The following is a 25,439-nucleotide window of genomic DNA, read 5'->3' as shown; positions in this document are numbered from 1 at the left end:
CCTCATATCGACAGTTTGCTGAGACGCTTGCCGCCCCAGATCAGGTTAACCAGGGCCCGGGTACCGACGATGGCGGTGAACATGGAGGCGAGGATACCGATCATCAGGGTCACGGCGAAGCCCTTGATCGGGCCCGTGCCCACCGCGAACAGGATGACGGCGGTGATCAGGGTGGTGATGTTGGCATCGGCGATGGTGCCGAGCGCCTTCTCGTAGCCGATGTGAATCGCCTGCTGTACCCCGCGCCCGTCGCGCAGCTCTTCGCGGATCCGCTCGAAGATCAGCACGTTGGCGTCCACCGACATGCCGATGGTGAGCACGATGCCGGCGATGCCCGGCAGCGTCATGGTCGCCCCCGGTACCATCGACATCACGCCGATGATGATCACCACGTTGGCCAGCAGGGCGGCGTTGGCCACCAGGCCGAACTTGCGGTAGTAGATGGTCATGAACAGCACCACCGCCAGCATGCCGTAGACCATAGCCATCAGGCCGTTCTCCACGTTCTGCTGTCCCAGGCTCGGGCCTATGGTGCGTTCTTCCACGATCTGGATCGGGGCGATCAGGGCGCCCGCCCGCAGCAGCAGCGCCAGGTTCTGCGCTTCCGCCATGGAGTCGATACCGGTGATGCGGAAGCTGCGCCCCAGCCGCGACTGGATGGTGGCCACGTTGATCACTTCCTGATCCTTGCGGAACTGGCGGGAGCCGTCTTCGTCGCGCTCGTCGGTGGGCTTGTATTCGGTGAACACGGTGGCCATGGCGCGACCCACGTTGTCCTTGGTGAAATCGGCCATGCGGCTGCCGCCGGGGGCGTCCAGGCTGATGTTCACCTGCGGACGGCTGAACTCGTCCATGCCGGAGCTGGCGTCGACGATGTGCTCGCCGGTGAGGATGATGCGTTTTTGCAGCACCACCGGCCGACCGTCCCGTCCCCGGAACAGCTCGCTGTTGGGCGGTACCCGGCCGGCGGCGGCGGCGGCCACGTCGGCGCTGTCATCCACCAGGCGGAATTCCAGGGTAGCGGTGGCGCCGAGGATTTCCTTGGCCCGAGCGGTGTCCTGGATACCGGGCAGCTGCACCACGATGCGTTCGGCGCCCTGGCGCTGCACCAGCGGCTCGGCCACACCCAGTTCGTTGACCCGGTTGCGGATGATAGTGATGTTCTGCTGCAGGGCGTATTCCTTCACTTCCTTCAGCCGCTGCTCGCTCATCACCGCAAACAGGCCGGCGTTGTCGCCGCTGTCCCGCTCGGAGAACACCAGATCCGGATAACGGCCGCGCAGGTAGCTCATGGCCTGATTGCGAGTCTCGGCCTCGCGGAACACCATCAGGGCGCCGTCGTCCTGGGTCAGCACCCCGGAATAACGCAGGCGCTGTTCACGCAGATCGGTGCGGAAGTCCTGCACCATCTGTTCCTGTACCCGGTTCAGGGCCTCGTCCATGTCCACTTCCATCAGGAAATGCACGCCGCCGCGCAGATCCAGGCCCAGTTTGAGCGGACCGGCGCCTATGGCTTCCAGCCAGGAAGGGGTGGACGGCGCCAGGTTGAGGGCGGCGATGTAGTCCTCGCCCAGGGTTTCCGCCACCAGGTCCTTGCCCTTGAGCTGATCGTCGGTATTGCGAAAACGGATAAGCAGTTGATTGTCGGCCAGGGCGGCGCTGATCACGTCGATGCCGGCTTCGCTGAGCGTCTGTTGGGCCTGAGTCAGGGTCGCAGGGGTAACCTGGGTACCGCGGGATCCGGACACCTGCAACGCAGGGTCTTCACCAAACAGATTGGGTGCTGCATAAAGAAAACTGATGGTGATCACGGCGATCACCATCAAGTATTTCCACAGCGGATATCGATTTAACACGCTGTGCTCCTCGATAGGGAATTAAAGGGACTGGATAGAGCCCTTGGGCAGGACGGCGGTGATGAAGTCCTTTTTGATGGTCACTTGAGTCTGTTCACTCAGGCTCAGTACCACGTAGTCGTTTTCGGTGGAGATCTTGGAGATTTTACCCACCAGGCCACCGTTGGTCAGCACCTCGTCGCCCTTGCTCAGGGAAGACATCAGGTTCTTGTGCTCTTTCACCCGCTTGGACTGGGGACGGAAGATCATGAAGTAGAAGATCAGGCCGAACACGACCAGCATGATGATCATTTCCATACCGCCACCGGCGGCACCGCCCTGAGCGTGGGCTTTAGAGATAATATCCATTCGTTTTGGTTCCTCGTTGATGGTTAAAAGCTGGATACCGAGTCACAACCCGCCAGGCAACGGAAGGATACAGCTAAGCCGACCGTGACATACCTGGGATGGCATGTCCGAGCGTACATGGATGTATTCACAGCGTATCGGCGTGCTGTGCCTTCCGGTGCCCGGCTGCGAGCTCAATGGTCACAATCTGTTTGTTCACTCTGGCCCAATGGCGGCACGGGTTTGCCCTGCCGGCCATAGAACTCAGCTACAAAGTCGTCTAATTTACCCTGCTCTATGGCTCCGCGTAAACCTTCCATCACCCGCTGGTAGTAACGCAGGTTGTGAATGGTGTTTAAACGCGCACCCAGGATCTCGTTGCACTTGTCCAGATGGTACAGATAAGCACGGGAATAATGCTTGCAGGTGTAGCAATCGCAATCCGCATCCAGCGGGCTGGTATCGGTCTTGTGCCTGGCGTTGCGGATCTTGACCACCCCTTCGGTGGTGAACAGGTGGCCGTTGCGGGCGTTGCGGGTCGGCATCACGCAGTCGAACATGTCGATGCCCCGGCGCACCCCTTCCACCAGATCCTCCGGCTTGCCCACCCCCATCAGGTAGCGGGGCTTGTCCGCCGGGATCCTGGGGCAGGTATGCTCCAGCACCTTGTGCATCTCGTGCTTGGGCTCGCCCACCGCCAGGCCACCCACCGCATAACCGTCGAAACCGATGTCCAGCAGGCCCTCCAGCGACTGGTCGCGCAGATCCTCGTACACGCTGCCCTGGATGATGCCGAACAGGGCGTTCTTGTTGCCCTGCTGGTCGAAATGATCCCGCGAGCGCCTGGCCCAGCGCAGGGACATCTCCATCGACTTCCTGGCTTCTTCCCAAGTCGCCGGGTAGGGGGTGCACTCGTCCATGATCATCACGATGTCGGAGCCCAGATCGTACTGGATCTCCATCGACACCTCGGGCGACAGGAAGATCTTGTCGCCGTTGACCGGGTTGCGGAAGTAGACCCCCTCTTCGGTGATCTTGCGGATGTCGCCCAGGCTGAACACCTGGAAGCCGCCGGAGTCGGTGAGGATGGGGCCCTGCCAGTTCATGAAGTCGTGCAGATCCCCGTGCAGCTTCATCACTTCCTGGCCCGGGCGGATCCACAGGTGGAAAGTGTTGCCGAGCAGGATCTGGGCGCCGGTGCCGGCCACCTCTTCCGGGGTCATGCCCTTGACGGTGCCGTAGGTGCCCACCGGCATGAAGGCCGGGGTTTCCACCACGCCCCGGTCGAAGATCAACCGGCCGCGGCGGGCGCGGCCATCGGTGCTTTGCAGTTCAAATTTCATCGTTTACCTCTGTTGGCCGGAGAAACAGTCCGACCTTGGTTTGATGGGACTAGGGATAAGGGACTGGGGATTGGTTTATGGGCGCCTGTAGGCCCGAATTTATTCGGGCAATACTATCGGCGGCTGCCATTTTCACCCCACTAAAGTGGGGCCTACAAACACCTCTGACCAGTCCCTATTCCCCAGTCCCCAATCCCTGCTGTCTGGTAATAAACATGGCATCGCCGTAGCTGAAGAAGCGATAGCGCTCCGCCACCGCCGCCCGATAGGCGTCCATGATATGGCCGTGGCCGGCGAAGGCGCTGACCAGCATGATCAGGGTCGACTCCGGCAGGTGGAAGTTGGTGACCATGGCATCCACCAGCTGGAAGCGGTAGCCGGGGTAGATGAAGATGTCGGTATCGCCGTAGAAGGGCGCAAGCGGCTCGCCCCTGGCCAGGCTGGCCCGGGCCGCGCTTTCCAGCGAGCGCACCGAGGTGGTGCCCACGGCGATCACCCGGCCGCCCCGGGCGCGGGTGGCCTCGATTTGCGCCACCACCTCGGGCGGCACCTCGATGTATTCGGCGTGCATCTTGTGCTCGATCACCTTGTCCACCCGCACCGGCTGGAAGGTGCCCGCCCCCACGTGTAGGGTGATGAAGGCCAGCTCGGCCCCTTTTTCCTTCAGCGCCGCCAGCAGCGGTTGATCGAAATGCAGACCGGCGGTGGGGGCTGCCACCGCCCCCGGTTTTTCGTTGTAGACGGTCTGGTAGCGTTCCTTGTCGGCCTCGGTGTCGGGCCGGTCGATATAGGGCGGCAGCGGCATGTGACCCACCGCTTCCAGGATCTCGAGCACCGGGCGCGGGTCGTTGAATTCGATTTCAAAGAGGGCGTCGTGGCGGGCCAGCATGGTGGCGCTGACGTCCGGCTCCAGCAGCAGCGCGGTGCCCGGCCTGGGCGACTTGGAGGCGCGCAAATGGGCCAGCACCCGCTTGTCGTCCAGCACCCGCTCCACCAGCACTTCGAGCTTGCCGCCGCTGGCCTTCTGGCCGAACAGCCGGGCCGGGATCACCCGGGTGTTGTTGAACACCAGCAGGTCGCCGGGGTTGACCAGGTCCAGGATCTGGCCGAACCGGCCATGCGTGATCTCGCCGCTGTTGCCGTCCAGCTGCAGCAACCGGCTGGCGGCGCGCTCCGGCATCGGATGACGGGCGATCAGTTCATCGGGAAGTTCAAAGGAAAAATCACGGACCTGCATAGACAACCTCTTGTTATAACGGGCGCTAGTCTAGTGAGGCTGCATCACGGGATCAAGGCAATTCGGCCGCCGGCGGGCACGAGGCAAATTTCCATGCGGCCGGGCTCCTTGCGTCGATGGCCGGGTCCGGCTGTGACGGCGGTCATGTTACCTGACCGGACAGTTAAGCTATCTTGATAGAAATGAAGAGGAGAAAACATCATGCCAGCCGTCGTATCGGAAATCATGTCACGCAAGGTTATCGGCCTGCCTCCCACCGCCAGCCTGTCCGAGGCGCGCACCCTGATGCAACGCCACCATATCCGCCACCTGCCGGTGGTCGAGCAGGGCAAGCTGGTGGGCCTGATCAGCCAGCGGGATATCCTGGCTGCCCAGGAATCCAGCCTGGAAAAAGGCACCAACGGCCACTTTCTGCAAAACCACCGGCTGGCGGAAGTGATGGTGCACGGGGTCACCACCGTCAGCCCCCGGGCGGGGATCCGCGAGGCCGCCCTCTACCTGCAGAAACACAAGTACGGCTGCCTGCCGGTGGTGGACAAGGGCAAGCTGGTGGGCATCGTCACCGACAGCGATTTCGTGGCGGTGGCCATCCACCTGCTGGAAGTGCTGGACAACCAGCTGTCCGACGACGGCTTCGACGACCTCGACCAGGACGAGCTGGAACTCGCTCCTGATCCCCAGGATTATCAGGACGGCTCCCGGGATCTATGAATTATCTGGCCCATCTGCACCTCGCCCATCTCAGCCACACCAGCCTGCCCGGGGCCCTGCTGGGCGAATTCGCCCGGGGCACCATCGATCCCGACCTGCCCGCCGCGCTGCAAACCGGCATCCGCCTGCACCGGCAGATAGACAGCTTCACCGATGCCCACCCGCGGCATATGGGGGAAGTTCAGGCCCTGCCCAGCCCCTTCCGCCGCTACGGCGGCATCATCATGGACATGATGTTCGACCACTTCCTGGCCCGGCACTGGCCTCGCTACCACCCCTGGCCACTGGCCGATTTCATCGGCTACAGTCACCGCCAACTGGTGCCGGACGCACACTGGCCCCCCGCCATGGTCACCCTGGTGGAACGGCTCAAACAGCACCGGCTGCTGGCCCAGTACGAGCGTTTCGACGGCATCATCCGGGCCATCGCCCGCATCGACGGCCGCTTTCGCCGCCCCACGCCCCTGCCCCGCTGCGCGCCCCTGCTGCGGGCCCGTTACGACAAGATGGAGCAGGCCTTCCTCGCCTTCTATCCCGAGTTGCAGGACTTTGTGCTGAGCCAGACCCGACAAGGCTAAGCCCTGGGATTGGCCGGATAGAACAGCTCGGGCTGCACCGGCTGGTGGGAAAAGAAGCGGGTGTTCTTGTGCGGCAGCTTCATAAAGCCCCCCACCCCTTCGTCGCCGATCAGCGGGATCTTGTCCACGATCAAGGCGAGCAGGGCGGCAAACTCCGCCTCGGCGCTGTCATCCAGCAGCCGGTAATAGCTGTGCAGCTTCATGTACAGCGGCGTCACCTCGAAGATGATACAGCCGGTATGGTGGATGGCGTTGAGCCGGGCGATGGCGTCCATGATGGCGTAGGGCAGCACCAGTTGCTCGTCCGGATCCCGGCCATCCTCGAAGTAGGAATGCTGGCGGCTGGCCTCGTCGGTGCTCGGTATCGGCGCCAGCCGGTAGGGAATGCGGGTGCCCGGCGGCGGTACGAAGGGCTGGCCGGGCTCGCCCCGGCTCAGGTGGAGAGTATTGCGGGCATTGAACAGACAGGCCTTGAACACCCCTTTCTTGTCGATGGCCCGTGCCAGCAGCACCACGTTGTTGACCGCCACCGCGAAGGCCTCGTACAGGCGTTCGTCATACAGGTTGAGGCTGGAGTCGATATAGACGCCTTCCTCCTCCCAGTGGATGGCCAGCCCCCCCACCACCGGATAGCGGCCGAGCCGGCTCACCGCCGCCACGAAGGCCTTTTCGGTTTCGCCCATGCCTTCCAGGTAATTCTTGTAATAGCGTTCCAACTGGGCGTCGTCCACGTAATGGATGCCCTGCTCCTCGCTGTGCTCGCGCAGAAACGACTTGCGCGAGGAATAGACCACGGTATCCATCTCGTGCCGCTCCGGGCTGGTCCAGACCGGCAGTTGCGGGCTGTCGTCGAACAGCACCAGTGCCGGCAGCACCAGGCGCCGCAGCCGGGGCATCTCGGCGATAAAGTAATCCCCGGCCTGCCGCCGCAGCCGGGCATCGTCGGACAGCAGGCCGTCCAGCATCAGCGCGAACGCCTTCGGCAACCCCAGGCTCACCGCCGGTATCGCCTTGCGGCCGAAGCGGCAGGACTGGCCGGAGGCCAGGGCGTAAAGGGTGCCGGCCACCCCCTGCTCGTCGAAGCGCGGGCTGGACAGGGCGCCTTCCCGCTGCTCGGGGCCGATGAAGTAGACATCCCCCAACCGGGCATTGGAATGCTGCAGATCCGCCGACATCAGCTGCATCACGTTGTTGGCCACGAACTGCCCCTCGCTGTCGGTCTGGGCGAACACCGAGGAGCCCCAGTCCACCAGGCTGATGCGGCCGCTGTCCGGATCGAACACGATATTGGAGGGCTTGATGTCGCCGTGCACCAGGGGGGCGGCCTGACCATCCCTGTGGTGGCGGCGCAGGGTGCGCAGTATGTCCGCCAACTGGGCGGCGATGTCCACCAACAGCCGGGCGGGCAGGCGCCCGCGCCGCAGGCTGAGCCGCTCCAGATCCTCGCCCCTGGCCCGGCCCATCATCAGGATGCCCTGCTTTTTCAGCACCTGGTAAGTGATAAAGCGCGGCACCAGCGGATGGCTGACCTGGGACAGCATGTAGGCTTCGTCGGCCAGCCGCTCCTGGATATGCAGCGGCAGGTTGATGCGCGAAAACTTGAACGCCACCTCCTCGCCGTGGCGGCCGGTGCCGGCGAAGGTAAAACCGTAGGCCCCCTTGCCCGCCAGGCTGATCCGGCGGTAGCCAAGCTTTTCCAGCTCGCGCATGCACAGGGCAATCCAGTCTTTCAGCTTCCTGGCGTCGTTGGCGTTGAGCAGATAGATGGACTGCTCTTCCGGAATATAGAAGTTGCGCAGTTGGTGCCGGTACATGGCTCAGGCCAGCCGGGCCAGCATCCGCTCCGGCTGCTCCAGGTATTGCCGCCAGCACTGGTTGAAGCGGGCCAGGGTCGCACCGTCGATCACCCGGTGATCGGCGGACCAGCACACCATCATCAGCTGTTGCGCCACCACCTCCCCTGCCTCGTTGAAGCGCGGCAGCCGCTGTAGCCGGCCCAGGGCCGCGATCGCCAGCTCCGGCGGGCGGACCACCGGGCTGGAGACAATGCCGCCCAACACCCCGATATTGGACAGGGTAATGGTGCCGCCCTGCAGCTCGGCCTGGCTCAGCCGGCCGGCCCGGGCGGCTTCGCCCAGCCGCTCCAGCTCGGCGGCGATGGCCAGCAGGGACTTCTGCTCGCAGTGCTTGATGTTGGGCACCAGCAGCCCGGCCTCGGTATCCACCGCCACCCCGATATGGTGGCCACTCGGCCGGATCAGCCCGGTGGCCTCCGCATCGAGCCGGCTGTTGAGCAGGGGAAAGTCCTTCAGGGCCAGCGACAGCGCCTTGATGAAGAAGGCCAGCAGGGTCAGCCGAACCCCTTCTTCGGCAAAGGACACCTTCAGCTTCTCCTTGAGCCGCAGCAGTTCGCCCAGGCTGAGCTCGTCACAGAAGGTAAACTGCGGGATCCCGAGCGAGGCGGTCATCTGCCGGGCCATGGCCGCGCGCACCCCCCTGAGCGGCTCGACTTCACCGGCCTCTTCCGCCACCGTTCCGGTCACCGCTGGCGCCGGCTCGCCGCCCACGTCGCGCCCGGCCAGGTAGGCCTCGATATCTTCCTTGTAGACCCGGCCCTTGTCCCCCGAGCCGGGAACCTGGCCGAGTTCCAGGTCATGCTCCCGGGCCAGCCGCCGCACCGCCGGGCTGGCCACCGCCTTGGCCCCGTTTCCCGGTACAGACTCGGGCGGTGCAGACACCGCCGGCGTCCGGTCGGCTTGGTCTTCCTGCCCGGTTTCGTCTTGCCCGATTTCGTCTTTCGACCCGGGTGCGGCGGATACCGGCGCGGCCGGCCTGTTATCCTCGCCCCGGTCTTCGATCTCCATCTCGAACAGGGGCGCATGCACCCGCGCCATTTCCCCCTTGGCCACATGGAGCCGGGTAATGGTGCCGCCATGCACCGCCGGTATCTGCACCAGTGCCTTGTCGGTCATCACGTCGCAGATGGCCTGATCCTCCGCCACCCGCTCCCCTTCGGCCACCAGCCACTCCACCAGTTCGCATTCCACTATGCCTTCACCAATATCCGGCAGATAAAAATCCTGCTTCATGCTGCCCTCTCAGAAGTTGACCGAACACACGATGGCGTCGAAGGTTTTCAGGTGATCCGCCATGTATTCCTTTTCCAGCGCCAGCGGATAGGGGGTGTCCAGGCCGCACACCCGGGCGATGGGGCTTTCCAGGTACAGGAAACAGCGCTGCTGGATGGTGGCGGCGATCTCCCCGGCGAAGCCGCCGGTGAGCGGCGCCTCGTGGTTGATCACCAGCCGGCCGGTTTTCAGCACCGACTCGGCCACGGTGTCCGCGTCCCAGGGCGCGATGCTGCGCAGATCGATAAGCTCGCAGGAAATCCCCTCGTTCTTCGCCAGGGCCACCGCCTTCTGCACCACCTCCAACTGGGCGCCCCAGGCCACCACCGTCACGTCGGTGCCCGCCTGCAGCACCTCGGCCTGGTCGAGCGGCAACTCGTAGTAGTCTTCCTCCACCTCGCCGACGGCGGCACGGTAGAGTCGTTTGGGTTCGAAAAACAGCACCGGATCCGGGCAGGCGATGGCCGCCAGCAGCAGTCCCTTGGCCTGGGCCGGATCCCGCGGCACCACCACACGCAGGCCGGGAGTATGGGCGAAATAGGCCTCCGGCGACTGGCTGTGATAGTGGCCGCCGGCGATGCCGCCGCCGTAGGGAGTGCGGATCACCAGGCCCCCCACATTGAACTGATCGCCGGAGCGATAGCGGAACTTGGCGGTTTCGTTGACTATCTGATCAAACGCCGGGTAGATGTAATCGGCGAACTGGATTTCGGCCACCGGCTTGAGCCCCTGGGCCGCCATGCCGTTGGCGAAACCGATGATGCCCTGCTCGGTGAGCGGGGTGTTGAAGCAGCGCTGCCTGCCGTATTTGTCCTGCAGCTTGCTGGTGGCGCGGAACACGCCGCCGAAATGGCCGACATCTTCCCCGAAGCAGACCACACCGTCATCCCGCGCCATCGCCAGATCCAGGGCGTTGTTGATCGCCTGCAGCATATTCATCTGAGCCATCAGTCGAGCCTCCCCGCGGTCGCCGGATAGGCATCCGGATAGTGCCGTATATGCTCCTTGAGCGCCTCGAGCTGGGCCCGCAGCCCGGCGGTGGGCTCGGCGTAGACGTCGCTGATCAGGGTATCGATATGGGGCTTGGGTACTTGCTCCGCCTCCTTCAGCGCCTCCAGGATCTCCTGGCGCAGGGCGTCGGTGGCAATCTGGTCGGCGGCCTCGTCCAGCCAGCCCCGGTTCACCAGCCACAACCGGTAGCGGGCGATGGGATCCTGCTTGCGCCAGCGCTCCTCTTCCTCCCTGGAGCGGTAACCGCTGGGGTCGTCGGAGGAAGAATGGGCCCCCAGCCGGTAGGCGACGGCCTCCACCAGTACCGGCTCCTGCTGCTCGATGGCCTGCTTGCGCGCCAGCCGGGTCGCCTCGTACACCGCCAGGGCGTCGGCGCCGTCCACCCGGATCGCCTGGATGCCGTAGCCGACCGCCCGGCAGGCGATGCCGTCGCCGATAAACTGTTCGCTGGCCGGGGTGGAGATGGCGTAGCCGTTGTTGCGGCAGAAGAAGATCACCGGCGCCTGCAGCACCGCCGCCATGTTCAGCCCGGCGTGAAAGTCTCCCTCCGAGGCGGCCCCCTCGCCGAAATAGCACAGGGTGGTATTGTCCAGGCCCTGCAGCCGCTGGGCATAGGCGTAACCGCTGGCCTGGGGGATCTGGGTCGCGAGCGGCGAGGAAATGGTCATGAAGTGAATGTCCCGGCTGCCGTAGTGCACCGGCATCTGCCGGCCCTTGCCCAGGTCCCGCTCGTTGGAAAACAGCTGGTTCATGAACTGGGCCAGGGTGAAGCCCCGGTAACGCAGGGCGCCCTGCTCCCGGTACTGGGCCATGATCATGTCCTGCCGGTCGAGGGCGGCGGCGCTGGCCACGGTGGCCGCCTCCTCTCCCAGGCACTGCATGTAGAAGCTGATCCGCCCCTGGCGCTGGGCCGCCAGCATGCGTTCGTCCAGGATGCGGATAAACACCATGCTGTCGTACATTCTCAGCGCCGTCTCCCGATCCAGCACCGGCGGAGAGGCGTCCGCGTAGAGGGAACCATCATCCCGCAGTATCCGCAGGGTGGGAATATCAAGGGCATTGGCACCGATAAACAGGGCCTGGTGTACCGTGTTCGCGGTGGCATTGTTCGGGTTGGTCATGGCGTCACTCCCAGCGCCCGCCGGCGCATCAGGAAAACGGGCCGGCCGTCGACAGCTCAGTATGACGCCAATTATAACACCTGGATAACAAGCCGTTGGCCGGTGCTCAGGTCCGGAGCCGGCCCAGTTCCCGATCCAGCCCCGATGACAGGCTGCTCAGCCGCTGGCCGTGTTCCCCCACCTGCCCGGCCAGTTCCGCCAGCTCGACGGCCGCCTCGCCCAGGGAGCTGAGGTTGCGGTTGATGTCGTCGGACACCGCGCTCTGCTCCTCGGCAGAGGTTGCCATCTGGGTCACGTGTTCGCTGATGACGTCGATCAGTCCCACCACCCGCGTCAATTCCTCATACGACTCCCTGGAGCCGGCCGACGTCTGCTCGGCGCGGGACGCCCCCTGCTCCATGAGCTGCACCGTGGTGCCCACCTGCCGGTTGAGCCGCCCGATCAGCTCGGCGATATCATCGGTGGACTGACGGGTCTTGGCCGCCAGCGCCCGTACCTCGTCGGCCACCACCGCAAAGCCACGTCCCTGCTCGCCGGCCCGGGCCGCCTCGATGGCCGCGTTCAGCGCCAGCAGGTTGGTCTGTTCGGCAATGGTGCGGATCACCTCCAGGATGCCGTTGATGGCCTCGCTGCGCTCCGCTACCTGATTGACCGCCCGGGCCGCGTCCAGTACCTCCGTGGCCAGCAGCCCGATGTCGTCCACGGTGCCGGCCAGCCGGTGCTGGGTGCCTTTCAGCGCCTGGTTGGCCTGGTCGGCTTCGATCGCCGCCTGCTCGGAAAAACGAGCCACTTCCCCCGCCGCCACGCTCATCTCGTTCATGGCGGTCACCACCGAGTCGATTTCCCGGTGCTGCCGACCGACCTGCTCGTGCATCCGGCCGGCCAGCCGGGCGCCGTTTTCCGACTCTTGCCCGACCTGCCGGCCGGTTTGCTTGAGGCCGCCAACCAGCCCCCGTAACTTCTCGATAAAGGCATTGAAGCCGCCCGCCAGGGAAATCAGCTCCCGGTGGGTATCGATGGTCACCGAACGGGTCAGATCCCCCTCGGCGCTGCCGAGGCTGCCGATACGCTCGTTCATGATGTTCAACGGCCGGGTGATGGTCCGTACCAGCAGCACCATCAGCCCGACCCCAGCCAGGATGATGAGGCCGCCGGCCAGCCACTGCTGCCGGGTCAGCTCGCGCACCCCGGTGGCCAGCCCGGCCTCCAGGGCCGCGACCTCGGCCAGGGCCACCTCCCGGGGCACGCTGATCAGCAGCGACCAGCGGGTTCCGGTCGCCGCTATCTCCATCCGGTAGGCGCCGTAAAGCCGATCGAGCGACGGCTGCCCGGGTTCGCCCCGGGCCAGCGCCTGCAACGGCGCCAGTTCGTCACCGCTCACCGCCTCCTGCAGCGGCCGCCCCAATTTGTCGGGATAGCGGCTGGAGGCAACGATCAGCCCCTGGCTGCTGAGCAGCAGCACCTCGGCCCGGCCCTGGTAGAGCGAGCCGGCCAGTTGCACCAGTTGCTGCTGGAAGGCGGGCAGGTTGATATCCGAACCCGCCACCCCGAGGAAGCGCCCTTCCGACATGATCGGCACCGTCAGGCTGGTCATCAGCTCGCTGTAGCCGGGCTTGATTTCGTACAGGTAGGGTTCCATCAGGCAGGGCTTGCCGGTTTCCATCGGACACAGGTACCACTCGGCGTTGCGCACGCCGAATTCGTTACGCGCCTGATCGTGCTTTTCCGCCGCGTCGCCGATCACCTGCTGCTCCAGGCGCCCGTCCTGATGGCGCACCACATAGACCTCCAGGCTGCCGGCGCCGGCCACCGAGTGGTCGTAGCCGTGGCGGAACCGGGCATCGTCGCCGTCATAGGCGTTGGCCTCAAACTGGCTGTAACTGGAGCCCAACTGCCGGTTGGCGGTCAGCAGTTGCCTGTTCAGCGCCACCACCTGCTCCCGGCCGAGCCGCTCAGATGCCGACGCCGCGGCGTTATCCGCCAGTATTGCCGCCAGGGTCAGCGGCGAACGGAAACTTTCATTGATAAAGCCGGACAGCCGGGTACCGGCCTCGCCGGCCTGGCTGTGCAGGCGTTCTGTGACTTCCCGCACCAGCACCCGGGAGGTGTCCGCGCTCACCTGCCCGGCGGTTCGCTGCAGGAACAGGCTGACCACACCGTTGAGGATCAGAATACTGAGCAGCAACATCAACCCGGTTGCCACAAACAACTTGGCCGACAGCGCCGTCTTTTTTATCTCTACCATACCTTTCAGCGTCCCTCTGAGTGAATTCCTGCACCGGTTGGATCCTGACCGTGCCATCCGGTGGCGGCCTTTCGGCCCGAAGATCGGGTGGCCTGGAATCCTTATCGGCACTGTACCTGTTTACTTAACACCCCGCGTTCCCTCAGCACGAAAAAAGCAGCCCGGAGGCTGCCAAAACGAGTGGACCTAGATTTTATATTGTTTTTTTATTTTTTGTTGACCCTGTTATTGCACTCAGATGTTCTCGAACTGGCCCATGGTATTGTCCTTGCCGCCCGCCTTCAGCGCCGCCTCGCCGGCGAAGAACTCCTTGTGATCGTCGCCGATGTTGGAGCCGGCCATGTCCTGGTGCTTGACGGTGGCGATGCCCTGGCGGATTTCCTGGCGCTGTACCCCGGCCACATAGGCCAGCATGCCTTCCTCGCCGAAGTAGCCCTTGGCCAGGTTGTCGGTGGACAGGGCCGCGGTGTGGTAGGTCGGCAGCGTGATCAGGTGGTGGAAGATGCCCGCTTCCCGCGCCGCGTCGCGCTGGAAGTTGGCGGTCCACTCGTCGGCCAGGCGGCCCAGCTCAGTGTTGTCGTAGTCGGCGCTCATCAGCCTGGCACGGTCGTAGGCGGACAGGTCCCGGCCTTCGGCGGACCAGGCATCGAATACCTGCTGGCGGAAGTTCAGGGTCCAGTTGAACGACGGGCTGTTGTTGTACACCAGCTTGGCGTTGGGCACGACTTCACGGATGCGGTTCACCATGCCGGCAATCTGGCCCACGTGCGGCTTCTCGGTTTCGATCCACAACAGGTCGGCGCCGTGCTGCAGGCTGGCAATACAGTCCATCACCACCCGGTCTTCGCCGGAGCCTTCCCGGAAGCAGAACAGGCCGGACGCCAGACGCTTGGGTTTCACCAGCTTGCCGTTCTGCTTGATGACCACGTCGCCGTTGTTGATGTCGGCGGCACTGTTAATCACCTCGCCATCGATAAAGCTGTTGTACTGATCGCCCAGATCGCCCGGCTCGTCGGTCACCGCGATCTGCTTGGTCAGGCCGGCGCCGAGGGAGTCGGTGCGCGCCACTATGACGCCGTCGTCCACCCCCAGTTCGAGGAAGGCCAAGCGCACCGCGTTGATCTTGGCCAGGAAGTCGGCATGGGGCACGGTCACCTTGCCGTCCTGGTGGCCGCACTGCTTCTCGTCGGACACCTGGTTCTCGATCTGGATGCAGCAGGCGCCCGCTTCGATCATCTTCTTGGCCAGCAGGTAGGTCGCCTCGGCGTTGCCGAAACCGGCGTCGATGTCGGCGATGATCGGCACTATGTGGGTTTCATGGTTGTCGATCTGGGCTTCAATGGCCTTGGCCTTGGCGCTGTCACCGGCTTGCCGGGCCTCTTCCAAGGCGCGGAACAGGTGGTTCAGCTCCCAGGAGTCCGCCTGGCGCAGGAAGGTGTAGAGCTCTTCGATCAGCGCCGGCACCGAGGTTTTCTCGTGCATGGACTGATCCGGCAGCGGACCGAACTCGGAGCGCAGGGCCGCCACCATCCAGCCGGACAGGTACAGGTAGCGGCGCTTGGTGCTGCCGAAGTGCTTCTTGATGGAAATCAGCTTCTGCTGGCCGATGAAGCCGTGCCAGCAGCCGAGGGACTGGGTGTACCGGGAGGAGTCCCTGTCGTAGTTGGCCATGTCCTCGCGCATGATGCCGGCGGTGTACCTGGCGATGTCCAGGCCGGTCTTGAATTTGTTCTGGGCGCGCATGCGGGCGGCGTGCTCCGGCTTGATGGCGCTCCAGCTCGGGTTTTGCTTGATCAATGAAGTGAGGGTATCAACGTCGCTTGCGTATGGCATGGTGTCCGTCCTGTCTTGTTAGGGTTGCGCCACTCTTGTTCAGAGGCTTGAAACTTCCCTGTCAAACCAGCAAATCGAGCATGGCGGATCCAGCTTGCTGATGTTGGCAGTGGTTTTTTGTTTTGCTCCGCAGCCAGGCTGTTATTTCTGCTACCGTCTTGTGCGCCTGTCGTGATCCACGTTTCCGTTTGTTCTGCGTTGCCGTACGCCTATTAAGTTGCGTAAAAATCCCCACAAGATCAAGATCTGATTTCACAAAAACACAACACATGTCACACAACGACCACCGGCTACGACCAAAGTATTTAGGCTTTAAAATCGCATATTTGCTGGATGTAACGGCCATGAACAACTGGACCAAGACAGGATATTGAGTTTTAAAGTTACGTAATTAAATTACATATGCAATAAATTATCCCGACCAAACTCCAAGGTTTGATTATTTTTCCCCGCCTCCCCGGCAGCGCCGGTGACAACTGCATTTAAACACACGTTTTAAATCCTGTCTGCGGTCGGTTCCGGTTTTTTGCAGTCGCAAAAAACCACGCAGCAACCAGGGTATCGGCAGCGCCCGGGCCGGCTTGTTGTTGTTTTATCATTTTTGCCAGACGCACGGCCGGCGCCTGAACACGCCGCCGGCCGCCCGTATCCCGCCGGCAGCGGCACCGATAAAAAAATCGGTCCCGGCGGAGGCCACCACCGGGGAGCGAACGGCTTCCAATCGAATTTACCAATTGAATCAATAGAAAATAATGACTTTATTCGATAGTTCGGAGCACCTAGTATGAACGGCGTACCAGAGAAACACTCATCCACTCACGGAAATAAAGGAGCTCACCATGGCCGTTTCCATCAATACCGAAATCAAACCCTTTACCGCCCAGGCTTATCACCAGGGTAAGTTCGTGGAAGTGACCGAAGCCGATCTGAAAGGCAAGTGGTCCGTCGTGTTCTTCTACCCGGCCGACTTCACCTTCGTCTGCCCCACCGAGCTGGGCGATCTGGCCGACCACTATGTCGAACTGCAGAAGATGGGCGTTGAAGTGTATTCCGTGTCCACCGACACCCACTTCACCCACAAAGCCTGGCACGACAGCTCCGAGACCATCGGCAAGATCCAGTACTACATGCTGGGCGACCAGACCGGCACCATCACCAACAACTTCGGGGTAATGCGTGAAGGCCAGGGCCTGGCCGACCGTGCCACCTTCATCATCGACCCCCAGGGCGTGATCCAGGCCATCGAAGTGACCGCCGAAGGCATTGGCCGCGACGCCTCCGACCTGGTGCGCAAGATCAAGGCCGCCCAGTACGTGGCCGCCCACCCGGGCGAAGTCTGCCCCGCCAAGTGGCAGGAAGGCGAAGCCACCCTGGCCCCGTCCCTGGACCTGGTCGGCAAGATCTGACACCCAGGCCATGAACCCCGGCTCGCCGCGATGATCCTTCATCCGGTCGGCGGGCCGGGTTTTTTATACCCAAAATTCGGCACAGGACACGACCATGTTAGATGCTAATCTCAAAAAACAACTGGACACCTATCTGCAGAACATCGTCTCTCCGATAGCAGTCAGCGTGTCCGGTGATGACAACCCCAAATCAAAAGAACTGCTGGAACTGGCCACCGAGATCAGCGGGCTTTCCGGCAAGATCAGCCTCGAGCAAGCCGCCGCCAGCCGCACTCCCAGCATGAGCATCGCCCGCCAGGGTGAAGCCCCCAGGGTCAGCTTCGCCGGTATCCCCATGGGCCACGAATTCACCTCGCTGGTACTGGCCCTGCTGCAGGCCGGCGGTCATCCGTCCAAGGCCTCCCCCGAGTTGCTGGAGCAGGTCCGCAACCTCGAGGGCCAATACCACTTTGAAACCTATATCTCCCTGTCCTGCCAGAACTGCCCGGACGTGGTGCAGGCGCTGAACCTGATGGCGAACCTGAACCCCAACATCAGCCACGTGATGATCGACGGCGCCCTGTTCCAGGACGAGGTGAACGAACGCCAGGTGATGGCGGTGCCCGCCGTCTACCTCAACGGCGAGCACTTCGGCCAGGGCCGCATGAGCCTGGAAGAGATCATCGGCAAGGTCGACACCGGCGCCGCCGAGCGCACGGCCGCCGCCCTCGATGACAAGGCCCCCTACGACGTGCTGATCGTCGGCGGTGGCCCGGCCGGTGCCGCCGCCGCCATCTACGCCGCCCGCAAGGGCATCCGCACCGGCCTGGTGGCCGAGCGCTTCGGCGGTCAGGTAATGGACACGGTCGGCATCGAAAACTTCATTTCCGTGCCCTACACCGAGGGCCCGAAGCTGGCCGCCAGCCTGGAGCAGCACGTCAGGGAATACGGGGTCGACATCATCACCGACCAGCGGGCCGCCGGCATCCGCCGCGGCGAACTTATCGAGCTGCCCCTGGCCACCGGCGCCACCCTCAAAAGCAAAGCGGTGATCCTGGCCACCGGCGCCCGCTGGCGCGAGCTGAACGTGCCCGGCGAGGCCGAGTACCGCACCAGGGGCGTGGCCTACTGCCCGCACTGTGATGGCCCCTTCTTCAAGGGCAAGAAGGTGGCCGTGGTCGGCGGCGGCAACTCAGGGATAGAGGCGGCCATCGACCTGGCCGGCATCGTCGAGCACGTCACCGTGCTGGAGTTCGCCGACACCCTGCGCGCCGACGAGGTGCTGCAGCGCAAGGCCCGCTCCATGGGCAACATCGACATCATCATGAATGCGCAGACCACCGAAGTGCTGGGCGACGGCAGCAAGGTAACCGGCATGCAGTACACCGACCGGGTCAGCGGCGACAGCAAGCGGCTGGAGCTGGCGGGCATCTTCGTGCAGATAGGCCTGGTGCCCAACACCGAGTTCCTGCGCGGCAGCGAGGTGGAACTGACCCGCTCCGGCGAAGTGGTGATCGACAACCGGGGCGCCACCTCCATGGCCGGCGTGTTCGCCGCCGGCGACGCCACCACGGTGCCCTACAAGCAGATCGTCATCTCCATGGGCGCCGGCGCCACCGCCGCCCTGGGCGCCTTCGACCATCTGATCCGCGCCGGTTCGTAACGGCGCCGGGATGCCCCGGAAAAAACAAAGCGGAGTGCCCCGGCACTCCGCTTTTCGTTACAGCAACTCGGTCACCAGATCGCCCAGCCGGTAGAAGGTCTCCACCCGGGTGGCGGTGGGCCGCCATACCAGGCCGATATCCCGGTAGGCCTTGTCGCCCTGGGGGGCCATGGCGATGATATCGGTGTTGTCGAGAATGCCCGCGTCGATCGCCATCTGCGGCAGGAAGGTGGTGCCGAGGCCGGCGCCCACCATCTGCACCAGGGTGTGCAGACTGGTGGCGGCGAAGGGGTTGACCTTGCGCCTGTCGGTCAGCTTGCAGGCACTGACCGCGTGCTCGGTCAGGCAGTGCTCCTGCTCCAGCAGAAAAATGCTCTGATCCGGCAGGTCGATGTAGTTCACCGGCGAGCTGAGATGACGGGCCTGCTCCTGGTGCATCACCAATACGAAGGGATCCTGGCCGAGGATGCGGGTATGCAGGCCCTCGGTCTCGGTCGGCAGCGCCAGCAACAGCAGATCCAGCTCGCCGGCCCGCAGCAGCGCCAGCAACTGCGCCGTGGTGTCCTCGCGCAGCAACAGCTGCAGTTCGGGATAACGGCCGCGGCACGACTGCACCAGCCCGCTCAGCAGGAATGGCGCTATGGTGGGGATGCAGCCCAGGCGGATGGCCCCTTTCATGGCGCCCTTCTGCCCTTCCACCAGTTCCATCAGCTCCCGGGTCTGGGCCAGCAGCTCCCGCGCCCGGGCCACCACCTGCCGCCCCAGGGGCGTCATCACGAAGGCCTTATGATCCCGCTCGATCAGCTCGCCGCCGAGCAGGCTCTCCAGGTTCTGCAGGCCGGTGCTGAGGGTGGACTGGCTGACGAAGCAGGCCTTGGCGGCACGATTGAAGTTCTGGTGTTCATCCAGTGCCACCAGGTAGGTAAGCTGTTTCAGGCTGGGCCAGCGACTCATTGATAAACTCGATTAACGCTATCTATTTAATTCAGTTCAACAAAGCTATCACAGCTTCTAGACTGGCCGCCATCGCATTTCCCTGTTCCTGTCTCAAGTATGCCTACTTGCTACAGTCCCGGGGCGGCAGGATGCCGCCCCACCCTTCTTAATGCCTGACTCTCAGTCACAAGTTTTTGTTGATGATAAGGCGTCAAACGTCGGCCAAAGCGCACTGCTCCTCCGGCACACCGTAAACCCATCCATGGGGGCTCCGCCGCGCCCTCCCTGGCGCGGAGGGCCGGCTTCGCTGCGCCCTTTGTCCTCTCTATCGCTCCGCAGCCGCCTGCCGGCACTACCTTCAGACAGCGTCGGGGCTTGATAAAGAGGTAACAGGGATTACCTCTGCCGACCGTCACATGCCAGGGATGGCATGTGCGAGCCTACATGGATGTATTCACGGCGTGTCGGCGGAGGTGGCCCTGTTGCCTCTTCGCTATGTCAAATCAGACAGCCGGACTTGTGACCAAGAGTCAGTCTTAATGCTTGCCCTGCAGCTGGGCCTTCAGGTTGGGCGGCGTGCCCTTGATCACCAGGGTATCGGTGGCCGCATCGTACTGCACGCGTTCTCCCAGCAGCTTCTGATCGAAGCTGATAGTCAGGCCGCCGCCGGAGCCGACGTACTTGGTCAGTCCCTTGAGCGCGGACCTGTCCACCGGAAACTTGTCCTCCAGCTGGTATTCCTCGCTGACGAACTGGTAGAAGTCCAGATCGTCATCGGTGCCCAGCTCCGCCGACAGCTCGCGCAACTCCAGCTCCTCGCCCTCCTTGAGCTGCTCCCGGCAGTACTTGTTCACCAGCGCCTTGCTTTCCAGCTTTTCCTCGGCACTGAGCTGGCGCGACTCGCAATACTCGTCCACCGCCTTCAGCAGCCCCTGGCTCTGGGCCTTGGGATCCATGCCTTCGACACAGGACAGGAAGTTGAGGAAGAAATCCGACACCTTGCGCCCGGCCCGTCCCTTGATAAAGGAAAAGTAACGGTGCGATTCGGGCCGGCTCTGCAGCTCGGTCAGATCCAGGCGGGCGGCGAGCTGCATCTTGCCCAGATCCAGGTAGCTGGCGTGGCTGACTTCCAGCTTGTCGGTCACGGTCACGCTGTCCTTGTTGTCGAGCAGGGCGATCAGCAGGTAGTGGGCACCCAGCCACCGGTAGCGCACGAACAGCAGCACGCCAGCCTCGTTCATGTCCAGCCGCTTGAGCTCGGCCTGCAGCCGCTCGGCCGCCAGATGGGAAAAGGCGGCGAAGGTCAGGCTCTGATCTTCCACCCGCCGCACCAGATCGCGAAAACTGTCGTCTTCCTCGTTGAAGTAGCCGAACACCTTGCCCGCCTTGGTGTTGTAGATATGATGCAGCTCGCCCATCAGCTGGTTCACCGCCGGCCCCGTGGCCAGTTCCTGTTCGCGGGTGGCAAGCTGGGTCTGCCCCTGTTCGTCCAGAAACAGGGAGTGCACTATGATATGTTCAATATCCAAGCTCATAAAAGATTGCCATAGAGTTGCCAGAAGGGGTGGGGTATTATAGTCGGCCTGTCACTAAGTTACATGATTGAACGCCCATGCCTATCATTTCCAAGTACGATAAACAATTTGACCAACTGCTGAGCGAGCTGGAAGCCGTGATGGACAAGCACCAGGCCCCGGCGGATCTCAGATTGATGGTGCTGGGCAACCTGGCGACCCATATCATCAACCATCAGGTGGCCCCGGGGCAGCGTCAGGCCATTGCCGACAAGTTCGCCAAGGTGCTCACCGGCTCCGTCGATACCCAAAAAGGGGCGCACTAAGCGCCTTTTTGTTAGCCTAAGCGTCTGCTCCCATGGTCGAAACCGGTAACCTCTATCGCGATAATGTCTCCCGCTTGATCGGGTGGGGTCATTGGTTTGTGTTCTTCAATATCCTGCTGGCCATGGCGGTGTCGAGCCGCTACCTGCTGGCCACCGGCTGGCCCGATACCCTGCTCGGGGCCGGTTACATGCTGGTGAGCTGGGTCGGCCATTTTGCCTTCCTGACCTTTTTTACCTACCTGCTGACGCTGTTCCCGCTCACCTTCCTGTTTCCCCGGCTGCGGGCGGTGCAGTTGCTCGGCGCGGCCATCGCCACCGGCGCCCTGACCCTGCTGCTGGTGGACACCCAGGTATTCAGCCTGTTCAAGTTCCACCTGAACCCAACCGTCTGGCGCCTGCTGCTGGATCAGGCCCAGGCGGAGGAAGCCTCGGGCTGGGGCTGGCTGTTCGTGTGGGTGCCGCTGCTGTTCCTGGCGGAGCTCTGGCTGGCGGCCTGGCTGTGGCGCTGGAGCCAGCGCCGCCGGCGCTCCCTCACCCTGCCGCTGGTGTTGCCGCTGCTGGTGAGCTTCTTTCTGACCCACAGCATGCATATCTGGGCCGACGCCACCCTCTACCCCGCCATCACCGAGCAGAAGGCCAACTTCCCGCTGTCCTACCCGATGACCGCCAAGACCTTCCTGATCAAGCAGGGCTGGCTGGACGAAGATGAATACCGCCAGCAGGCCGCCCGCGCCGCCGGCACGCCCCCGCAGCGGCTCAACTATCCTCTGCGCCCGCTGGCGGTCCAGGCCCCGGATCTGGCGCCCAATATCCTGCTGGTGGTGGCGGACGGCCTGCGCGCCGACATGCTGGACGACATCACCATGCCCAACCTCAGCCGTTTCGCCGACCGCCACCTGCGCTTCGACAATCACCTGAGCGCCGGCAACGAGGCGGAGTCCGCCCTGTTCAGCCTGTTCTACAGCCTGCCGGCCCACTACCGCCGCGATGCCGAGGCCGAGGGCATCACGCCGGTGTTGATCGACGAGCTGCAACGCCAGGATTACCGCTTCGGCCTGTTCGCCAGCGGCGGGCTCGAGGCCCCGCTGTACCAGGACGCCATCTTCTCCGCCCTGCGCAATCAGCCCCTGACCCCGGCCACCGCCGGCGCCGCCGGGGATGCCGAGGTGCTGGCCCGGTTCGGCGACTGGCTGGGCCAGCAGCACGAGGCCCGTCCCTGGTTCTCCTACCTCTATCTCGATGCCCTGAGCCGGCTCGATCTGCCCGAGCACCAGCGCGGCCCCTTCCAGCCGTCGCTGGAGCGCATCAATCCCGCCGACAGCTACCGGGACGAGCAGCGCCTGGCGCTGTTCAACCGCTACCGCAACGCCGTCTTCTACACCGACCAGCTGCTGGGCCAACTGCTGGCGACGCTGCCCTCGCCCTCCCGGCGGGACACCCTGATCATCGTCACCTCCGGCCACGGTATGGAGTTCAACGACAACGGCAACAACACCTGGGGCTTCGGCAACGCCTACTCGCCCCAACAGCTGCACGTACCGCTGGTGATCGCCTGGCCGGGCCGGTCCCAGCCGGCGCAATACGCCCACCCGACCAGCCACCTGGATCTGATCCCGACCCTGATGCACCAGGCGCTGGGCGTACAGAGCCCGCACCGCAGCTACGCCGCCGGCCAGTCCCTGTTCCAGGAAGACCCGCAACGCTGGCGGCTGGCCTCGGGGGACGAGGAATACGCCATCTACCAGCGGGACGACATCACCCTGTTCAACCGGCGGGGGGATTTCCGGCTGCTGCGGGCCGAGGACTACCGGGCCAAGCCCGACGCCAACCCGGAGCTGTCACTGCTGCTGCAGATCATGAATGAACTGAATCGTTTTCAGGGGAAATAACTGGGGACTGGGGACTGGGGACTGGGGACTGGGGACTGGGGACTGGGGACTGGGGACTGGGGACTGGGGACTGGGGACTGGGGATATTCTTGATGCCTCACATCCCCAGTCAACAGTCCCCGCGTTTCAGATATCGTCCAGCAGGCGGCGGGCCTGCCAGTAGCGGCTGCGCCAGTAGACGTTGTCCAGCCGGGAAATGGTCACCCCCACGCTGGAAGAAGCGTGGGCGAACTTGCCGTCGCCCACGTAGATGCCGTTGTGCTGGGTACCGTTGCCGATACGGAAAAACACCAAATCCCCTGGCTGCAGTTCGTTTTTGGTGATTTCCCGTCCCAGGTGCACCTGCTCATAGGTACTTCTGGGTAATTCCATGCCGAATACTTCCTGATACATGGTGCGGGTGAAGGCGGAACAGTCTATGCCCCGGGCATCCACCCCGCCGAAGCGGTAAGGTACGCCTCGCCAGCGCTGGTACACCTGGTGCAAATCCTTGATGGTGCCCGGCATGCGCTTGGGCTTCATCGGACCGGTACTGATGCTGTAGGTCAGGGAAGAGGTGCTTTTCTTGCCCGTCATCTTCTTGCCCGACTTCGCGTCCGGCGTGCTGCTGCAACCGGCAACTAAAAGCAAACTACTTAGAATAATGACCTTTTTCATACGAATAATGGCAACCGGCTATCGATTTGGAAGATACTAGTGCAGAACCCGGGTCTTTTGCAAAAGAGAATATGAGCAGAAACAACGATATTGTCACCGAATTACTGATTTGTGACAGTGCAGCCATAAAACTGCCCGCCAACGCCCGGAATTTCCTGGCTTCCGCCGAACTGGCACGGCTCGACAGCATGAATCATCCGCGCCAGGCGACACTGTTTTTGCTCGGCCGCTACCTGCTGCGCCGGCTGCTGGCCGAACGCCTGCAGCAGGATCCGGCGCAGATCGCGATACGGATCGACGACCGGGGCAAACCGCAGCTCGAGCCGCCGGGCTGGTACTTCAACCTCAGCCACAGCGGCCACTACCTGGCCCTGGCCATCGGCAACCACGGCGATCTCGGGGTGGATCTGGAAAGCCGCCAGCTGGATCCCGCGCAGATCCAACGACTGGCCCGCCGTTACCTGAGCGCCCCGGAGCAGCAGTGGCTGGCGCAAAGCGCCCACCCTACCCGGGATTTCATCCGCCTGTGGACGGTGAAGGAGGCGGTGCTCAAGGCCGGCGGCGGCGGCATCGCCAACAACCTGCAGCGGGTGCACTGGCAGCCGGACAGCGCCACCGCCCTGCTCGACGCGCAGCCGTACCGGCTCTACCAGTATCCCCTGGGACCGGCCTGGCTGACCCTCGCCCTCGGCCACGCCGGCGGCGACCCGCCGCACCGGCTCCGCCCGGCGGATTTGCCCTTCGACCTTGAAATTACCGGCCCGCAACCCAACTTAACCATAAACCCTTAATGAGACGCTGTTTATGATCGTTGATATCACTGTACAGAATTTCCAGCAGGCGCTGATCGAGGCCTCCATGAGCAAGACGGTGGTGATTTATTTTCACGCCCAGCAGGTGCCTGAATGCCAGGCCATGACCCCTGTGCTGGAGCGTCTCATCGGAGCCGACAGCGCGCATATCGATCTGGCCAAGGTCGACGTGGCCGACCCGCAGCTGCAGAGCCTGGCGGTCCAGCTCGGCCTGCAGGCACTGCCGGCCATGGTGGCGTTCAAGGACGGCCAGCCGGTGGACGTGCTGGAAGGTCCGCAGGATGAAGCCGGCATCAAGGCGTTTCTGCAGCCCTACCAGCCCAACGAGGCCGAGCTGCTGCTGGAGCAGGCCAAGCAGACCCTGGGGCTGGATCCGCAGGCGGCCTACGGCCTGCTGCAGCAGGCCCGCGCCCTGGACGATACCCCGGCGATCCGGCTGTGCCTGGCGGAAGCCGCCCTGGCGCTGAACAAGCTGGAAGAAACCAAGCAGTTGCTGGCAACCATCGGCATGGCGGATCAGGACAGCCAGTACCAGCATATCCTGGCCCGTCTGGAGCTGGCGGAAGAAGCCGCCGACAGCCCCGAGCTGCGCGAGCTGGAGCAGAAGCTGGCCGAAACCCCGGACTCCATGGCATTGAAGCAGGAGCTGGCGGTGCTGTACTTCCAGGCGGGCCGCCAGGAAGAAGCCCTGCAGCTGCTGATCGAAGTCCTGCAAAAGGACCTGGCCTTCGGGGAAGCCAAGAAGCACTTCCTGGACATGCTGACCTCGATGGGCGCCGATCCGGTGGCCTCCCGCTATCGCCGCAAGCTGTACAGCATGCTGTATTGACCCCGGGACCGGGGATCGGGGACTGGGGATCTTCCAGT

The 25,439-nt window shown here is 63.5% G+C and carries 21 protein-coding genes; 8 read left to right on the top strand and 13 right to left on the bottom strand.

Going from position 1 to position 25,439, the window contains the following annotated elements:
* Positions 1-2 precede the first annotated feature (2 nt).
* The 4 genes from secD to queA form a co-directional block, all read right to left on the bottom strand.
* Positions 3-1,856 (bottom strand): protein translocase subunit SecD, encoded by a 1,854-nt coding sequence (secD, locus tag C7H85_RS13265; protein ID WP_106730175.1) that lies wholly within the window; start codon positions 1,854-1,856, stop codon positions 3-5.
* Positions 1,857-1,877: 21 nt separating this feature from the next.
* A complete protein-coding gene (gene yajC / locus C7H85_RS13260; protein ID WP_106730174.1) occupies positions 1,878-2,204 on the bottom strand; it encodes a preprotein translocase subunit YajC in 327 nt (108 codons plus the stop codon).
* 173 nt (positions 2,205-2,377) lie between these two features.
* Positions 2,378-3,526 (bottom strand): tRNA guanosine(34) transglycosylase Tgt, encoded by a 1,149-nt coding sequence (gene tgt / locus C7H85_RS13255; RefSeq protein ID WP_106730173.1) that lies wholly within the window; start codon positions 3,524-3,526, stop codon positions 2,378-2,380.
* A 175-nt stretch (positions 3,527-3,701) separates the two neighbouring features.
* Complete coding sequence (gene queA, locus C7H85_RS13250; RefSeq protein WP_106730172.1) at positions 3,702-4,763, bottom strand: tRNA preQ1(34) S-adenosylmethionine ribosyltransferase-isomerase QueA; 1,062 nt, start codon at positions 4,761-4,763, stop codon at positions 3,702-3,704.
* 201 nt (positions 4,764-4,964) lie between these two features.
* Between queA and C7H85_RS13245 the strand changes: the two genes are divergently transcribed.
* Together C7H85_RS13245 and C7H85_RS13240 are read left to right on the top strand one after the other, a co-directional pair.
* On the top strand, positions 4,965-5,474 hold the full coding sequence (locus tag C7H85_RS13245) for a CBS domain-containing protein (protein WP_106730171.1): 510 nt from the start codon (positions 4,965-4,967) through the stop codon (positions 5,472-5,474).
* Positions 5,471-6,052 carry an acyl carrier protein phosphodiesterase gene (locus tag C7H85_RS13240; RefSeq protein WP_106730170.1) on the top strand — a complete coding sequence of 194 codons (582 nt, stop codon included), beginning with the start codon at positions 5,471-5,473 and terminating at the stop codon, positions 6,050-6,052. Before C7H85_RS13245 ends, C7H85_RS13240 begins: the two co-directional genes overlap by 4 nt.
* Here C7H85_RS13240 and C7H85_RS13235 read toward each other — a convergent pair.
* The 6 genes from C7H85_RS13235 to C7H85_RS13210 form a co-directional block, all read right to left on the bottom strand.
* Positions 6,049-7,866: a protein kinase domain-containing protein gene (locus tag C7H85_RS13235; protein ID WP_106730169.1), complete on the bottom strand. Its 1,818-nt coding sequence runs from the start codon at positions 7,864-7,866 to the stop codon at positions 6,049-6,051. The genes C7H85_RS13240 and C7H85_RS13235 overlap by 4 nt on opposite strands.
* A 3-nt stretch (positions 7,867-7,869) precedes the next feature.
* On the bottom strand, positions 7,870-9,141 hold the full coding sequence (locus C7H85_RS13230; RefSeq protein WP_106730168.1) for a 2-oxo acid dehydrogenase subunit E2: 1,272 nt from the start codon (positions 9,139-9,141) through the stop codon (positions 7,870-7,872).
* A 9-nt stretch (positions 9,142-9,150) separates the two neighbouring features.
* Positions 9,151-10,128 carry an alpha-ketoacid dehydrogenase subunit beta gene (locus C7H85_RS13225; protein WP_106730167.1) on the bottom strand — a complete coding sequence of 326 codons (978 nt, stop codon included), beginning with the start codon at positions 10,126-10,128 and terminating at the stop codon, positions 9,151-9,153.
* On the bottom strand, positions 10,128-11,312 hold the full coding sequence (locus C7H85_RS13220) for a thiamine pyrophosphate-dependent dehydrogenase E1 component subunit alpha (RefSeq protein ID WP_106730166.1): 1,185 nt from the start codon (positions 11,310-11,312) through the stop codon (positions 10,128-10,130). The genes C7H85_RS13225 and C7H85_RS13220 overlap by 1 nt, the downstream gene beginning before the upstream one ends.
* Before the next feature lie 106 nt (positions 11,313-11,418).
* Entirely contained in the window at positions 11,419-13,557 is a 2,139-nt protein-coding gene (locus C7H85_RS13215; protein WP_158260096.1) for a methyl-accepting chemotaxis protein, read from the bottom strand.
* A gap of 234 nt (positions 13,558-13,791) precedes the next feature.
* A complete protein-coding gene (locus C7H85_RS13210) occupies positions 13,792-15,390 on the bottom strand; it encodes an isocitrate lyase (RefSeq protein ID WP_106730164.1) in 1,599 nt (532 codons plus the stop codon).
* 839 nt (positions 15,391-16,229) lie between these two features.
* Here C7H85_RS13210 and ahpC point away from each other — a divergent pair.
* Positions 16,230-16,796, top strand: coding sequence for an alkyl hydroperoxide reductase subunit C (gene ahpC, locus C7H85_RS13205; protein ID WP_106730163.1), 567 nt, complete (start codon positions 16,230-16,232; stop codon positions 16,794-16,796).
* 94 nt (positions 16,797-16,890) lie between these two features.
* Entirely contained in the window at positions 16,891-18,438 is a 1,548-nt protein-coding gene (gene ahpF / locus C7H85_RS13200; protein WP_106730162.1) for an alkyl hydroperoxide reductase subunit F, read from the top strand.
* Positions 18,439-18,495: 57 nt separating this feature from the next.
* Here ahpF and C7H85_RS13195 read toward each other — a convergent pair whose 3' ends face one another.
* Positions 18,496-19,392, bottom strand: coding sequence for a hydrogen peroxide-inducible genes activator (locus C7H85_RS13195; protein WP_106730161.1), 897 nt, complete (start codon positions 19,390-19,392; stop codon positions 18,496-18,498).
* A 518-nt stretch (positions 19,393-19,910) separates the two neighbouring features.
* The gene (yejK, locus tag C7H85_RS13190; RefSeq protein WP_106730160.1) at positions 19,911-20,909 is read right to left on the bottom strand and encodes a nucleoid-associated protein YejK; all 999 of its coding nucleotides are present in this window, start codon (positions 20,907-20,909) and stop codon (positions 19,911-19,913) included.
* A 77-nt stretch (positions 20,910-20,986) separates the two neighbouring features.
* Between yejK and C7H85_RS13185 the strand changes: the two genes are divergently transcribed.
* The gene (locus C7H85_RS13185) at positions 20,987-21,214 is read left to right on the top strand and encodes a YejL family protein (RefSeq protein ID WP_106730159.1); all 228 of its coding nucleotides are present in this window, start codon (positions 20,987-20,989) and stop codon (positions 21,212-21,214) included.
* A 32-nt stretch (positions 21,215-21,246) separates the two neighbouring features.
* Positions 21,247-23,103 (top strand): DUF3413 domain-containing protein, encoded by a 1,857-nt coding sequence (locus tag C7H85_RS13180; protein WP_106730158.1) that lies wholly within the window; start codon positions 21,247-21,249, stop codon positions 23,101-23,103.
* Between the two features lie 126 nt (positions 23,104-23,229).
* Here the strand turns inward: C7H85_RS13180 and C7H85_RS13170 are convergent, their stop codons facing one another.
* Positions 23,230-23,625 carry an NlpC/P60 family protein gene (locus tag C7H85_RS13170; protein ID WP_425445073.1) on the bottom strand — a complete coding sequence of 132 codons (396 nt, stop codon included), beginning with the start codon at positions 23,623-23,625 and terminating at the stop codon, positions 23,230-23,232.
* Positions 23,626-23,831: 206 nt separating this feature from the next.
* Here C7H85_RS13170 and C7H85_RS13165 point away from each other — a divergent pair, with 206 nt between their 5' ends.
* Entirely contained in the window at positions 23,832-24,551 is a 720-nt protein-coding gene (locus C7H85_RS13165) for a 4'-phosphopantetheinyl transferase family protein (protein ID WP_106730156.1), read from the top strand.
* A gap of 13 nt (positions 24,552-24,564) precedes the next feature.
* Positions 24,565-25,401 (top strand): tetratricopeptide repeat protein, encoded by an 837-nt coding sequence (locus C7H85_RS13160; RefSeq protein ID WP_106730155.1) that lies wholly within the window; start codon positions 24,565-24,567, stop codon positions 25,399-25,401.
* Positions 25,402-25,439: the final 38 nt, after the last annotated feature.

The organism is Zobellella endophytica (genome assembly GCF_003012775.1).
GTDB lineage: Bacteria > Pseudomonadota > Gammaproteobacteria > Enterobacterales > Aeromonadaceae > Oceanimonas > Oceanimonas endophytica.
The sequence above is the reverse complement of the archived record's forward strand: the minus strand, read 5'-3'. Positions and strand labels throughout refer to the sequence as shown.

Bases quoted from the DNA above. Each gene is read 5' to 3' on its own strand.
- yajC (WP_106730174.1), bottom strand. From the start codon at position 2,204: ATGGATATTATCTCTAAAGCCCACGCTCAGGGCGGTGCCGCCGGTGGC.
- tgt (WP_106730173.1), bottom strand. From the start codon at position 3,526: ATGAAATTTGAACTGCAAAGCACCGATGGCCGCGCCCGCCGCGGCCGG.
- queA (WP_106730172.1), bottom strand. From the start codon at position 4,763: ATGCAGGTCCGTGATTTTTCCTTTGAACTTCCCGATGAACTGATCGCC.
- C7H85_RS13245 (WP_106730171.1), top strand. From the start codon at position 4,965: ATGCCAGCCGTCGTATCGGAAATCATGTCACGCAAGGTTATCGGCCTG.
- C7H85_RS13240 (WP_106730170.1), top strand. From the start codon at position 5,471: ATGAATTATCTGGCCCATCTGCACCTCGCCCATCTCAGCCACACCAGC.
- C7H85_RS13235 (WP_106730169.1), bottom strand. From the start codon at position 7,866: ATGTACCGGCACCAACTGCGCAACTTCTATATTCCGGAAGAGCAGTCC.
- C7H85_RS13230 (WP_106730168.1), bottom strand. From the start codon at position 9,141: ATGAAGCAGGATTTTTATCTGCCGGATATTGGTGAAGGCATAGTGGAA.
- C7H85_RS13225 (WP_106730167.1), bottom strand. From the start codon at position 10,128: ATGGCTCAGATGAATATGCTGCAGGCGATCAACAACGCCCTGGATCTG.
- C7H85_RS13220 (WP_106730166.1), bottom strand. From the start codon at position 11,312: ATGACCAACCCGAACAATGCCACCGCGAACACGGTACACCAGGCCCTG.
- C7H85_RS13215 (WP_158260096.1), bottom strand. From the start codon at position 13,557: ATGGTAGAGATAAAAAAGACGGCGCTGTCGGCCAAGTTGTTTGTGGCA.
- C7H85_RS13210 (WP_106730164.1), bottom strand. From the start codon at position 15,390: ATGCCATACGCAAGCGACGTTGATACCCTCACTTCATTGATCAAGCAA.
- ahpC (WP_106730163.1), top strand. From the start codon at position 16,230: ATGGCCGTTTCCATCAATACCGAAATCAAACCCTTTACCGCCCAGGCT.
- ahpF (WP_106730162.1), top strand. From the start codon at position 16,891: ATGTTAGATGCTAATCTCAAAAAACAACTGGACACCTATCTGCAGAAC.
- C7H85_RS13195 (WP_106730161.1), bottom strand. From the start codon at position 19,392: ATGAGTCGCTGGCCCAGCCTGAAACAGCTTACCTACCTGGTGGCACTG.
- yejK (WP_106730160.1), bottom strand. From the start codon at position 20,909: ATGAGCTTGGATATTGAACATATCATAGTGCACTCCCTGTTTCTGGAC.
- C7H85_RS13185 (WP_106730159.1), top strand. From the start codon at position 20,987: ATGCCTATCATTTCCAAGTACGATAAACAATTTGACCAACTGCTGAGC.
- C7H85_RS13180 (WP_106730158.1), top strand. From the start codon at position 21,247: ATGGTCGAAACCGGTAACCTCTATCGCGATAATGTCTCCCGCTTGATC.
- C7H85_RS13170 (WP_425445073.1), bottom strand. From the start codon at position 23,625: ATGAAGCCCAAGCGCATGCCGGGCACCATCAAGGATTTGCACCAGGTG.
- C7H85_RS13165 (WP_106730156.1), top strand. From the start codon at position 23,832: ATGAGCAGAAACAACGATATTGTCACCGAATTACTGATTTGTGACAGT.
- C7H85_RS13160 (WP_106730155.1), top strand. From the start codon at position 24,565: ATGATCGTTGATATCACTGTACAGAATTTCCAGCAGGCGCTGATCGAG.